This is a genomic window from uncultured Pseudoteredinibacter sp., assembly GCF_947502065.1.
Classification (GTDB): domain Bacteria; phylum Pseudomonadota; class Gammaproteobacteria; order Pseudomonadales; family Cellvibrionaceae; genus Pseudoteredinibacter.
The window spans coordinates 1,309,861-1,322,346 of sequence record NZ_CANMYE010000001.1; the positions used below are offsets into that span (position 1 = coordinate 1,309,861).

13 protein-coding genes are annotated in these 12,486 nt (G+C 46.0%); 11 read left to right on the forward strand and 2 right to left on the reverse strand.

The window, feature by feature from the left end; all coding sequences use genetic code 11:
* Positions 1–57 precede the first annotated feature (57 nt).
* The 7 genes from Q1A41_RS05345 to Q1A41_RS05375 all read left to right on the forward strand — a co-directional run bounded on the left by Q1A41_RS05345 (position 58) and on the right by Q1A41_RS05375 (position 7,586).
* Positions 58–1,476: a sigma-54 dependent transcriptional regulator gene (locus Q1A41_RS05345; protein ID WP_299975627.1), complete on the forward strand. Its 1,419-nt coding sequence runs from the start codon at positions 58–60 to the stop codon at positions 1,474–1,476.
* Positions 1,466–2,863 carry a HAMP domain-containing sensor histidine kinase gene (locus Q1A41_RS05350; protein ID WP_299975629.1) on the forward strand — a complete coding sequence of 466 codons (1,398 nt, stop codon included), beginning with the start codon at positions 1,466–1,468 and terminating at the stop codon, positions 2,861–2,863. The genes Q1A41_RS05345 and Q1A41_RS05350 overlap by 11 nt, the downstream gene beginning before the upstream one ends.
* Positions 2,864–2,902: 39 nt before the next feature.
* The gene (locus Q1A41_RS05355; RefSeq protein ID WP_299975630.1) at positions 2,903–3,538 is read left to right on the forward strand and encodes a glutathione S-transferase; all 636 of its coding nucleotides are present in this window, start codon (positions 2,903–2,905) and stop codon (positions 3,536–3,538) included.
* Between the two features lie 9 nt (positions 3,539–3,547).
* Positions 3,548–4,594 carry an AraC family transcriptional regulator gene (locus tag Q1A41_RS05360; protein ID WP_299975632.1) on the forward strand — a complete coding sequence of 349 codons (1,047 nt, stop codon included), beginning with the start codon at positions 3,548–3,550 and terminating at the stop codon, positions 4,592–4,594.
* A gap of 92 nt (positions 4,595–4,686) precedes the next feature.
* Positions 4,687–5,346, forward strand: coding sequence for a DsbA family protein (locus tag Q1A41_RS05365; protein ID WP_299975634.1), 660 nt, complete (start codon positions 4,687–4,689; stop codon positions 5,344–5,346).
* A gap of 97 nt (positions 5,347–5,443) precedes the next feature.
* Entirely contained in the window at positions 5,444–6,238 is a 795-nt protein-coding gene (locus tag Q1A41_RS05370; RefSeq protein ID WP_299975636.1) for an SDR family oxidoreductase, read from the forward strand.
* 244 nt (positions 6,239–6,482) lie between these two features.
* The gene (locus tag Q1A41_RS05375) at positions 6,483–7,586 is read left to right on the forward strand and encodes a hypothetical protein (protein WP_299975638.1); all 1,104 of its coding nucleotides are present in this window, start codon (positions 6,483–6,485) and stop codon (positions 7,584–7,586) included.
* A 159-nt stretch (positions 7,587–7,745) separates the two neighbouring features.
* On the opposite strand, the gene Q1A41_RS05380 is transcribed toward Q1A41_RS05375, so the two are convergent.
* Positions 7,746–8,312 (reverse strand): TIGR00730 family Rossman fold protein, encoded by a 567-nt coding sequence (locus Q1A41_RS05380; RefSeq protein ID WP_299975640.1) that lies wholly within the window; start codon positions 8,310–8,312, stop codon positions 7,746–7,748.
* Positions 8,313–8,626: 314 nt separating this feature from the next.
* Between Q1A41_RS05380 and Q1A41_RS05385 the strand changes: the two genes are divergently transcribed.
* Genes Q1A41_RS05385 through Q1A41_RS05395 form a run of 3 tightly spaced genes read left to right on the forward strand, consistent with a single transcriptional unit; the run spans position 8,627 to position 10,196 of the window.
* Positions 8,627–9,040, forward strand: a complete 414-nt coding sequence (locus tag Q1A41_RS05385) for a nuclear transport factor 2 family protein (protein WP_299975642.1) — start codon at positions 8,627–8,629, stop codon at positions 9,038–9,040.
* A gap of 35 nt (positions 9,041–9,075) precedes the next feature.
* Positions 9,076–9,456, forward strand: a complete 381-nt coding sequence (locus tag Q1A41_RS05390; RefSeq protein WP_299975644.1) for a nuclear transport factor 2 family protein — start codon at positions 9,076–9,078, stop codon at positions 9,454–9,456.
* Positions 9,453–10,196, forward strand: coding sequence for an SDR family NAD(P)-dependent oxidoreductase (locus Q1A41_RS05395; RefSeq protein ID WP_299975646.1), 744 nt, complete (start codon positions 9,453–9,455; stop codon positions 10,194–10,196). Before Q1A41_RS05390 ends, Q1A41_RS05395 begins: the two co-directional genes overlap by 4 nt.
* Positions 10,197–10,370: 174 nt before the next feature.
* Here Q1A41_RS05395 and Q1A41_RS05400 read toward each other — a convergent pair whose 3' ends face one another.
* Positions 10,371–11,297, reverse strand: coding sequence for a prolyl oligopeptidase family serine peptidase (locus tag Q1A41_RS05400; RefSeq protein WP_299975648.1), 927 nt, complete (start codon positions 11,295–11,297; stop codon positions 10,371–10,373).
* Positions 11,298–11,482: 185 nt separating this feature from the next.
* Here Q1A41_RS05400 and Q1A41_RS05405 point away from each other — a divergent pair, with 185 nt between their 5' ends.
* The gene (locus Q1A41_RS05405) at positions 11,483–12,418 is read left to right on the forward strand and encodes a LysR family transcriptional regulator (RefSeq protein ID WP_299975649.1); all 936 of its coding nucleotides are present in this window, start codon (positions 11,483–11,485) and stop codon (positions 12,416–12,418) included.
* Positions 12,419–12,486 lie beyond the last annotated feature (68 nt).

The following is a 12,486-nucleotide window of genomic DNA, read 5'->3' on the forward strand; positions in this document are numbered from 1 at the left end:
CTGTTCGATAACGAACACAGGCTGTACGATAGCGAACATAATTGAGGAGATAGATTCTTGCCTGAAGACCACAAGATACTGGTAATCGATGATGATCAGGACATTCTGCTAGCCGCTAAGCTTCTGCTTAAGCGCCACTTTGCCGGGGTGGATATCTGTAATCGCCCAGAGCAGCTGCCTAAATTAATGGCCGCCACGCAATATGATGCGATTCTCTTGGATATGAACTTCTCCCCGGGTGAGAGCAGTGGCGAGGAAGGTTTGCATTGGTTGCAGCAAATCTTAGCGATCGATGCCGATGCCGTAGTGGTGCTCATTACAGCTCACAGCGCCGTTGAGCTTGCTGTAGAAGCCATGAAGTATGGCGCCACCGATTTTATTGCAAAGCCTTGGCAAAACGAGAAGATACTGGCCACGCTTTCTGCAGCGATAAAACTTAGACAAAGTCGGCAAGAAGCCAATTTACTGCGCCAAAGCAATGAAGGCCTTATCGAAGCCAATCAGCCCCATAGTGAAATGATTGGTGAATCGGATCATATGCAGCTGGTGAAAGCTATGATCAAGCGCGCAGGCCCTACAGATGCCAATGTGCTGATCCTTGGTGAAAATGGCACGGGTAAAGAGCTGGTCGCTCGGGATTTACATCAGCAAAGTTTACGTCACGATAAACCCTTTGTAGCCGTAGATTTAGGGGCTGTATCAGAAAATTTATTTGAATCGGAGTTATTTGGCCATGCCAAAGGCGCTTTTACCGGCGCCGACAAATCTCGAGTTGGACGATTGTTGGCAGCCAACGGTGGCACCCTCTTTCTTGATGAGATTGGTAATATACCCTTACACCTCCAAGCCAAGCTGCTAACGGTTTTAGAACAGCGCACGGTAACACCACTAGGCAGCAATAAAAGCCAGCCGCTGGATATACGCTTGGTGGCCGCCACTAATGTGGATCGCGAACAACTTTCCGATGAGCGTTTGTTTCGCCAGGATTTATTGTATCGTTTAAACACGGTGGAAATTAAACTGCCGGCCTTGCGTGAGCGCGCTTCCGATATCACCTTAATTGCCCAGTATTATTTGCAAAACTACAAGCGCAAATATCAAAAGCCCGAGCTTGCCTTTTCCAAAGCAGCATTAGCGGCCATAAGCGCCTATGACTGGCCAGGCAATGTTCGAGCTTTGCGTCACGCTGTTGAGCGCGCGGTTATTCTATCCGACGGGCCTTATATTGAAACGGCAGATATGCAGATGCCAACTGGAAACGCGCCTCTTAAGGAACATGAAGTAGCCAATGTAAACAATGACGAGCAACAGGATTCCGGAGCGCTATCACTCAAGGATTTAGACCTAGAAAAAGCCGAACGCGAATTGGTTACTACGGCCCTGCACCGTCACAGCTTTAATATCAGCCAAGCGGCCAAGGCTTTAGGTATTACCCGTGCCTCCTTATATCGCAGGATGGAAAAATATGATCTTTAAACGTTTTTCCCACGCTTTATATATTCAGTTGCTGCTGCTGTTTTTGAGTATGTTGGGCCTAGTGTATTTTATCGTGTTGCCGGGTTACTACGCCGTAAGCTTAATATTCGCCTTGCTAACATTTGCCAGCGTCTGGGCAATATTAAACTTGCTAAGTAAGCACAATCGCCAGTACAGCCGTTTATTACAAGCGGCAAATCATCTTGATTTTGATAACCGCCTGCCCGAGCCGCCTTTAGATTGCGGTTTTCCAGAGCTTAGCGAGCAACTTACAAGCCTGCTACAACATTGGCAAGAAAAGCTACAAGGCCAAGCCTTAGAGCTGAAACACGCCCAAGCAATGATCGAGCATATGCCCATTCCGCTGATTTCTATTCAGGGTGGTGATGGAGTCTATTTTCATAATCAGTCGGCTAGACGTTTTTTTGAGTTGGGTGATTACTGCAAGGCACAGGAGCTATCGCAGTTTGGGGAAGATTTTTTCTATTCGCTCAGCCAACTTAAACCCGGACAGCAAACTCTTTTAGATTTTTATGATGGCAGCCAATATCGAAAGCTTACTGCCCAGGCCAGTTTGTATATCAGTAATAAAGGCCAGGAAAAACTCGTGAGCCTGATCGATATTGAATCGGAGCTGGATCGCAATCAGCTGCAGGCATGGCGAGAAATGGCAGCGGTATTGAGCCATGAGCTACTTAATAGCATTACGCCGGTGGCTTCGCTGGCCGATACCAGTCAGCAGTTACTCGAGGATTCCATTGCTGTTTTAAAACAATCTAATCAACAGCCAAATGCCGATCAAAAGCAATTGGCTGTCGAATCGATCAATGATGCACTGGAAGCAAGTCAGGTATTAGCCCGTCGCTCCAAAGGTCTTATTGAATTTGTTAGTAACTATCGTCAGCTGCAAAAAAATGCCGAAGTACGCAGTGATATTTTTGCCCTAAATGATTTGCTCAAGACGCTGCAAACTTTGTTGAGCGCTGATAGCACCTTCAGGGATATCAATCTATCATTTAGCTGTGAACCAAAGGGACTTCAGCTGCATGCCGACCGGGAACTGATTGAGCAGCTAATGATCAACTTACTTAGGAATTCCGCGCAAGCCCTGAACGAGTATAGTATTAGGGGGCTGCGCTCCCAGGCCAGTATTCAAGTGCGTGCTTATTTAGATAAACGTAATCGCTGCCATATTGAAGTGGAAGATAACGGCCCAGGAATTAAACCAGAACACCAAAAACGTATTTTCCTGCCGTTTTACACCAGTAAGGCCAACGGTAGTGGTATTGGCTTGGCCATGGCCAGACAGACCATGGTGGCCCACGGTGGTAAAATTAGCGTGCATGATGCACCCGAAGGCGGTGCCCTATTTCGCCTGAGCTTTTAGAATGCTGGCAAACACTGTTTAAATAATGGAAACCTATTAATGCAATTAACCGTTGGAACTGATTCTACCTGGTCTTTAAGGGCTTGGATTTGCGCGCAAATCGCGGGCGTTGAAGTGGATATAAGCGTTATCGACTTAACGAGTACGGAATATAAAGCCAAGATACAACAGCAATCAAAAGCTGGCCAAGTTCCATTTCTAATCGACAATTCTGTAGAGAAGCAAGGTAAGCAGGCTTTAATTTATGACTCCCTAGCCATTGCTGAGTATTTAAACGAACGCTCCGAAGGTGCTCTGTTGCCTAGAGATATAAGCGATCGCGCATTGGCCCGAGGTTTATGTGCCGAGCTGCACTCGGGTTTTATGGCATTACGCTCTAACTGCCCGTTCAGCTTGCAAGCAGTAAGCCCTCTAAGCGAAATAAATTCCGATATTCAAAAAGAACTTGATCGTCTAGTTCAAATTTTTGAGAGCGCCAAGGGGCCATTTATGTTTGGCTCTGCAACTATGGTCGATGCCTTCTATGCCATATTGGCGTTTCGCTTGGCTCATTATGGGTTAAAACTTGAAGGCAAAGCTGGAGCCTATCAGCAAAGCTTATTGCAATGGAACCTGCTAAAGGCCGCTACTGAAAAAGCCAAGCAGTGGAATCAGCAAGCTAAGCAAACCAGCTAAGGAATAACTGTGAGCCACCGCCGCTTTACCTCAAAAGATGCCGCTTTAACCATTAACTATATTGGTTTTGTGTATCGTAGTTTGGTGGCCGAGGGCTACTCGGGCGATGCTTTGCTGCATGGCACCGGCTTATCAGGTGGTGATTTATTAAACCCAGATTTTCGTTGTACCTTTGAGCAGCATAAGGCGTTTGTATTGAATGCCATTGCTCTGACTGGTGATCCTCATCTTGGGCCTCGTATGGCGGCGCGTTTTAATCCACTTAATATCGGTTTACCTGCTTCGGCCGCGTTCAGCAGCGATGTATTTGCCACCGCCCTGGATGTTTTGCGACAGTTTGTCTCATTGAATTTCTCGATACTGTCTTTTGATTATGTACAAGAAGGCGAAGAGCTAATCATTCGCTGGCAGCCGGCGGTGGATGTCAGTGATATTGAGTACTTTGTGGTGGGCAGCAGCATTGTAGTCACCGAGAATTTTTGGAAGCTGCTCCTCGCTGAGGATCAAATCACCTTGTTTGCCGAGCTCGCTCTACCGGAACCAGAAGGCTGGGCAGAGTTCGCCCCAGAGCTAAACTTCCCGATTCGCTTTAATGCGCCTTTTAGTCGCGTTGTAATGCCAGCTCATTACCTAGATAAACCATTAAGCGGCACAGATCCAGTGTTGCATCAAAACATGCTCAGGCTCTGTGAGCGCCAGCGCGCTGAGACCTTTTTTGAAGAAGGCTTGGATGCCAAGCTACGCAAGCTGATTGCGCAAAGGCATTATCAAAGCTTGCCCATTGAGCAAGCCGCAGCTTATTTAGGGCTGTCAGAAAGAAGCCTACGTCGGCAGCTTTCTGATGCTGGTAGCAGCTATAAAAAGGTCCTGGATGAAGAGCGCCAATCACGTGCCAAGGAATTGCTAGCGGTTTCAGGCTTACCTATTAGCACCATTGCTTATGATCTGGGCTTCAGTGATCCATCCAATTTTAGCCGTAGCTTTAAGCGCTGGCTCGGGCTCTCACCGGCGGATTATCGAGAGCAACTTATTCAGGGCGTCAAAACTGACCAGTAACTGGCCGCCAATGACCGCCTGCCACTACTACTAAAAAGCCGTATATTCGTTAAGATACTCCTTAAAAGAACAGTAATAATAAGGAGTCCACAGTGGCCGATGAGCTGAAAACAGTCGATGTATTCTTTTCCTTCCGCAGCCCCTATTCCTATCTCGTTACCCCAGATTTGCTCAAGTTACGGGCAGATTACAATGTGGAGGTGAAGCTTCGCCCCGTATTACCCATTGCCCTGCGTGCCAAAGGCGCCCTATTCGATGATCCTCAGGCCCAGTTAAAAGTGGGCTATATCCTGACCGATGCTTTTCGTCGTGCAGAATTTCTAGGCATGAAAATGGCCTGGCCATCACCAGATCCAATCGTACAAGATCTCACCACCTTCGAGGTAGCTGAAGATCAACCCTATATTTACCGCTTAAGTGCATTGGGAATCGCGGCTGAAAAGCTCGGCAAAGGTATCGATTTCGCCCACGCCGCCTCCCATCTTATTTTTGGCGGCACTGAAAATTGGGATCAAGGTGATCATCTTAAAAATGCACTGGCCGACGCAGGTATAGACTTAGATGCATTAGAGGCAAATCTAAACATCGAAGATTGCCTTAAGGAAGTAGAAGCCAATCAGGCCATGTTAGAGAAAGCCGGACACTGGGGTGTGCCCACCATGGCATTTAACGGCGAGCCTTTCTTTGGCCAAGATCGTATTGATACTTTGCGCTGGAGACTGGATCAAAAAGGATTAAAGAAAGCCGACTAAATAAGAACGCCTTATTCCGAAAGGCAAAGATTGCTAAATACAAGAATAAATAAAACGTGGCAGTGCGCTGCCCATAGGGGAATCATAGGAGCAAGCGATGGATCTTCAAATACAAGGTAAAAAAGCCTTAATGGCCGGTGGCAGCGCGGGTATGGGGCGTGCGACCGCCGAGCGTTTGGCCGAGGCAGGTGCCGAGCTGTATATCAGTGCCCGCCGTGAGGCTCGCTTAAAGCAAGCAGCTGAAGAAATCTCTGATAAATACAATGTATCCGTTACTCCCGTTGTGGCGGATTCTTCTACTGATAGCGGCCGTGAAGCATTGTTTGCCGCCTGCCCTGATCCAGATATTTTAGGCATTACCATTAAGCCTCCGGCCCCAAATGGTGATTTTTTAAAGGTAACACCAGAGATGTGGCGCGAGTCTATTGAGACCACTTTGCTAGGGCCAATAGAAATTATGCGAAACTATATACCGGTAATGAAGGATAAAGGCTGGGGGCGCATCGTAAACATCGCCACTTTTTCCGCAAAGAACCCCATGATCTGGCGATTAATGTCTGGCCCCGCACGCTCGGCCTTGATTAATTACACGGCCAGTGTTTCGCGAGAAATAGCGCCTTACGGGGTAAATATAAATAATCTTTTGCCCGGAATGTTTCAAACTGAGGGCATGAGCGAGAGCTTAGAGCCCTATGCCGATGCCTTCGGTTTAGAGCCGAATGAAGATGTGGTGTTCACCCACTTTTTAGAGAACAATAAAATTCCCGCAGGCTTTTTGGCTGAAGCCGATGACCTAGCACCAATGGCCGCCTTACTGTGCAGCCCATTATCACGTTTTATTGTTGGGCAGAATATTGTAATTGATGGCGGACAACATCATTCCTTGTTTTAAAGCGGATATTTCTGAGCTGTTATTCAGCCGTGCTGAATAACAGCTTTGCTCACTTCCAAGCACTTTAAATCCCATATTACTTCTCTCGTCTCTCCTTTCCCGTCTCACATCTCACCTCAGGTGTCACCTTGTTCATTAGTGTATTTAAGTGGCTCATTCTAAGGTCGCATATTCAAACGATTTATCAGCGTGCTAGCCTGCAATCGCAATGCCTTACGACAATAATGCAATGAGGACATTCGATATGCGTTCTAGCAAGTTATTTTTATGCCTATCCAGTTTTGCTGTTTCTTTTTTAACTGTTTTTCAGTCTCAAGATGCTATGTCATTAAGTTGCGGTAGCTATAGCTTTCCAGCCTGCTCTGCCGCTGAAGATCAATTTGATGGTGGTTTTACACCACCTAACGGTTATGGAGGTTTCGGTGGCGGGCAATGTAGTGCTAGTAAAACACCAGTGATTTTTATTCATGGCAATGGTGATCATGCTATCAATTGGGATGCGCCACCTACACAAACTGCTCAAGGCTATAGCTTACCAAACCGAAGTGTCTATGATGAATTTAAAGCTCAGGGATATAACGATTGTGAGTTATTTGGTATCACTTACTTAAGCGCTCAAGAGCGTTCTTTACCTGGTTCAAATTATCATGAGCAAGACAAGCAAGAAATACTTGCCGATTTCATTGATAGCGTAAAGGCCTACACGGGCAAGAGCAAAGTCGATATTGTTGCTCACTCGCTGGGTGTCAGTATGGCGCTATCTTCACTTAAGCGATACGGACAATGGGGTAGCGTTAGGCGCTTTATTAATATCGCCGGCGCCGTAAGAGGTTTGCAGTCCTGTCGTTATGTAGGCTATGCCAACCCCCTATTTCCAACCTGCGCAGGACAAAACGTATTTGATAGCTACACCTTTGGCTTGCACCCATCAACTGGCGCTTTTTATGTAAGCTGGGGACGTAACGATTGGACAGGCAGCAGCAGTAACAAAAGTATGCGCCGATCACCGCAATACAATAGCGCGGTAAAGTTTTATACCCTGCATGCAGGTTTTCGAGATCAAGTACACTGCAGCACCTTGATTGGGTTTAGTTCCTGCGACAGCGGTGCTTTGTTTAATAGTCGCTCTAATGTTCCGGCACAGCTAAATGTAGGCGCCGGATCGATCGCTAACACGATAGATTTAGACTTCGATGATTTTAGTCCATTGAATCTATTGGGTGGTGATGCTGACGGTGTTGGTCATTTTGGTGCAAAGATTAATACCGGTGCGATTTTGTATAAAATGCTAAGCAGTAATTGTAGTGGTGCTGCATGTGCAGGCCAATATAGTGGGCCGGTGCAGTAGATTGGATTGCAACGACTTCGGTAGATTTATTACTGTATTCTACTGAAAGCTCTTGTAACGCTTATCCTTTAATCTTTGACTATAGAAATTGCCAGCGTAACAATTGCGCTGGCAATGCTAACAGGTTCACCACCTAGCTGAGCAGTAAAAAAACACTAGTTATAGTATCTTATCGATAATTCTAGGCTTATAGTTTTGCATTAGCTGCAATAATGTCTTAGGTTGCTCTTCCACCAGTAACAATTCTTGGTGCTGGGGTTTTACAAAGCCTTCTTCTGCCGTGTGCTGTAAAAACTCGACTAGCTTCTGATAATAAGCATTGATATTTAATGCTCCACATGGCTTTTGATGAAAGCCAAGCTGCGCCCAAGTGAGCATTTCAAAAAGTTCTTCGAGGGTGCCTAATCCCCCTGGCAAAGCGATGAATCCGTCAGCGAGCTCTGCCATCATTGATTTTCTTTCGTGCATAGATTCAACAATAATAAGTTCGCTTAAGCCTTTATGGGCTATTTCCTTGTCGGCTAATGATTTAGGCATTACGCCAATAACTTCGCCACCTGCGGCCAACACAGCATCAGCGATTTCTCCCATTATCCCTATACTGGCACCACCATAAACCAGAGCAATGTCTTGCTCGGCCAATAGCTTTGCTAGCTCTTTAGCGCCCTCGGCATACTCAGGGGCATTACCTGGGCTTGAGCCGCAGTAAACACATATTCTTTTCATATCGGTGCTTCTCGTTTATGGGTTCATTATATCGGCGCGACACATTATCGCTCTCTTTTATCGACAATCTAAATGCCTAAAAGCACGCATTATACCCCTGAAAAGACTGCTTCTAGGGTTGGCACCAGTCAGAAAGGTCTCATTTCCAAGCCAAAACTGACAGCTTACCTTGTAACTATTGTTATGAGACCTGAAGTTTGCTCAAATGCTTATTGGGCTGTAACGCGTTCATGAATGATGGTTTTATCAAGGACACGGCCCTGCAAATAAAGACACTGAATAACACCGCTAATAAGCAAAAAAAGGAGTGATCAATGTCGTATCTAGACACCGTAAAAGCACTTATCGAAGACTGGAAGCGTAAAGATCTCGACGCCGTGGCAAATTACGTTACCGACGATCTCGTCTATTTCTACGCTGCGGGCCAAGCCCCAATAAACGGCAAAAAAGCTTTTCGTGCTTTTCTTGAAACCATCAAAGAACATCAACAGCAGCCGGCTTGGCGTATTAAACGGAGCGCCGAATCGGTGAATACCTTATTTGTCGAAGGCGTTGACGACTATGTAAACCCTGCTGGGCATCATATACAAACTCCTTATGTAGGAATTTACGAATTTAGAGATGGCAAAATTTCTGCGTGGCGTGATTACTTTGATTTTGAGCTACTCAAAAAGATGGAAACCGGTGAAGCGCCAAACGAACACTATCAAGCACTAGCTAAGGCTTGAGGTCTGCTCTACTCAATGAATGTAAAGGATAAACCATGACAACCTTGGAATTAGCAAAGATATTTATTAATGCAGTACAAGCGGGTGACGAAGCAACCATGCGTAGCTGCATGCATAAAGACGCTGGCATATGGCATGATTACGATAATGTTACTCAAACGGTTGATGAGAATATTGCGTTGATGCATCAGATGATCAAGTTCGCCAAAGACAGGCAGTATACAGTACGCCGCTTGGAAGAATTGTCCGATGGCTACCTGCAGCGCCATACCCTAACGGTAACGGGCCTGAGTGGAAAAGTGTATACCGCCGAGGCGATGTGCATTATTACCGTAAAAGACGGCAAGATCTCACACATTGAGGAGTTTATAAACCCAGCTACGTTAGCTGGATTGTTTTCGGAGGCCAGCTCATGAATATCAAAGGCTGTGTCGCCATTGTCAGTGGAGGTAACCGAGGAATTGGTGAAGCCTTCGTGCTAGAACTTCTGGAAGCCGGTGCTAAGCATGTTTATGTAGGATCACGCGATCCGCAAAATGCCAAAGCTCTACAAGAAAAAGAACCTGAGCGTATCAGTGTACTCAGCTTGGATGTGGCTGATGAAAAACAGATAAAAGCCGCCGCCGAGCAATGTAGTGATGTTAACCTAGTGGTTAACAATGCCGGGGTATTCAACAAATTATCTCTTATGAACGCGCCTGATCTCTCAGCAATGCGCAATGAGATGGAAGTGAATTATCTCGGGCCGGTAGCAATGGCCAGAGCCTTTGCGCCTATCATTGAGCAAAATGGCGGTGGTTGCATTCTCAATGTGCTTTCGGCTGGCGGCATAGTTTCAGTTCCAGAGATGGGCGGTTATAGCCCTTCGAAGTTTGCAGCCAGAGCGGCCTCTAATTGTTTGCGAGCCGAGCTTGCTCCAAGGGGCATTCATGTATCTTCTTTGATAGTAGGCTCGGTAAAAACTCGCATGGCCGAACATGTAAAAGGTGTCGCTCAAGTGGAGCCTGCTGTAATTGCAAAGGCGGGAATTCTAGCGGCAAAAGCCGAAATTGATGAGCATGATACCGATCTCCATGCGATAGGAGTGCGTGCAGCTTTAGCGCGCGATCCCGCTGGTTTGGCGAAAGCTCTAGCGGCTGGGGTGGGTGCAGCCTAGCGAAGAAAGCTACCCTTTACTCCCAACCCTTTGCTTAAACCTTTTCAATAAATGCCCGCTTATGTAAAAAACCAAAGCGGGCATTTTTGTACGGGATCAACTTAGCAAATAATTTACGCAAAACCCGACTGAATACTAAGCAACTGATCTAAAATTCAATCAAGAGCTTGCATATCAGGTCATATATTTATCAAACCATTGTAGCATCAGCTCAGGTTGTTCTCCGCAAAAGTTATAACCGTCAAAGCGTTTGCTGGTCCCTTCGATCCAGTGTAGTTTTTTGTGCTCCGATTCAAGGCTGTTTAAGTTGTCAAAGGTCACCTGCACATCTTTATCGGTCTGGGACCAGCTGTCCTCTTTAACCTGGATAATTAGCGTGGGAACTTTTACATGGGGCGCATAAGGATGTGGGGACATCTCTTTATTCGCATATCCACCCAGCTTAATTTGCTCAAAATCCAGCTCCTCCATAAAGTCACCAAGACCAGCCTCGGTCATTATCATCTTCATACCAATATCCATAGAAGCTGGTTGCGGGCAAACAAATGCTTTTATCTCGGTGAAATACTCTGGGTGTTTGTTCATTGCAATCATGGCGGCGTTACCTCCCGCGCAGTGATTGAGTAGGCCGATCTTCATGCCAGAGAGCTTCACATTGCTCTTCACATAGTTTAAAGCCCCAATTACATCGCGCCATTCATTTAGGCCTACGGCACTTACTCCACCGTGAGCGCTGCCACTGCGCCCATGATTCCGTAGATCGTAACTAAGCACATTATAAGAAGCGTCATGCAAAGCCTTGTAAACAATGTTGAAATCTACAGTGACATCGTTGAATTGGCTCCAGGGCTCTAAATGCCCTGGGAAACCATAGCGGTTCATCGTCATTGGGTGATTAACGATAATAAGTTTATCTGAGCCTTCAGCTGGGATAAACCAAGCTTCTAATGGCACCCCGTCAAGGGCAGAAAAAAATACATCTTCATAGGCCATGCCGTAATCGCTCGGTGTTTTAAGCAGTGGCGCACGCTCGGGCTTCACACCGGCCGCCATGGTTTTTATCAACTGCATTTGCTCTGGGCTTGGGGCTACTTTGCTCATAAGAGATCTCCTGGCTATACCTGAAAAGTAAGGGTTTTGCTTGCGATGCCTAAGAGGCTAAGGGGGCTCGGCAGGCCTTTGCTCATAAGCACATCGCATGAATACAGTTTATAAATAAGCTGCGCTCACGAATAGGCTCTGATATATTGAAATACTATTAACATGAGACTAACAATGGAGGGGCTATGGCGGACTTTATTAATGGTATTACCTACACCCAATTACTGAGCTTTAGGGCCATCTTTGAAGCTGGCAATATCAGCAAAGCTGCCAAAAAGCTGGGTGTAAGCGCCGCTTCTGTAAGCCATTCCTTAAAAAGTCTGGAAAAGCAGTTATCTGCCCCTCTGTTTTTACGAACAACTCGTACTATCAGGGCGACCGAGCTGGGTGTGCGTTTATACGACGGTAGCTGCGCAGCCATGGACCAATTAAACACAACGGTCGAGCAAGCTTGCGAAAATCAGTGCGCCCCCAGTGGACGCTTATCACTCAATATGGCAAAGAATATTTATGATGTGTATTTGAAGGATATACTGCGTGAGTTTCAAGCCAACTACCCTAGTATTCAACTAGACATTAATTTGTCTGACTCCCTAGATCAGCATATCGATAACAACTTTGATATTGGCTTTCGTTTTGACAATACCGTCAATGAAAATATGGTGGTGAAACCTTTAGCCGAACGATTGAAAAAAACAAAAATTGCGCTGGCTGCGGCACCAAAATACATAGAACAAAACGGCCGGCTAGAGTCCATTGATCAGCTGAGCAAGCATCAATTTATCAAGTTTAGAATCCCCAGCAGCCAAAAACTGTTCCCTATTCGATTACGTGAAAATGATAACCCATCAAGTACAATACTATCGTTTGATGATTTGCCAACGGCAGCAATTGTTAACAATACCGATGTGTTGATCGATATGGCATTAGAGGGTGTTGGTATAGTAGTGCTGATCGATGCTATGCTAATGGAAAATTTTAGAAGCGGTGAATTGCTCCCTTTGCTAGAGACGCATTGGTGTGAAACAAATCCGATCTACATGTATTTTGCTCCAGAAAACCGGCACCTTGGGCGAGTGCGCTGCTTTTTGGATTTCGTGGATTTAAAGTTGTCGCCTTAAACTAGATGATATCGGGTGATAGTTGGAATATTGTTATAAATGCTTCGCAGGGAGTTCCATTGCTTGAA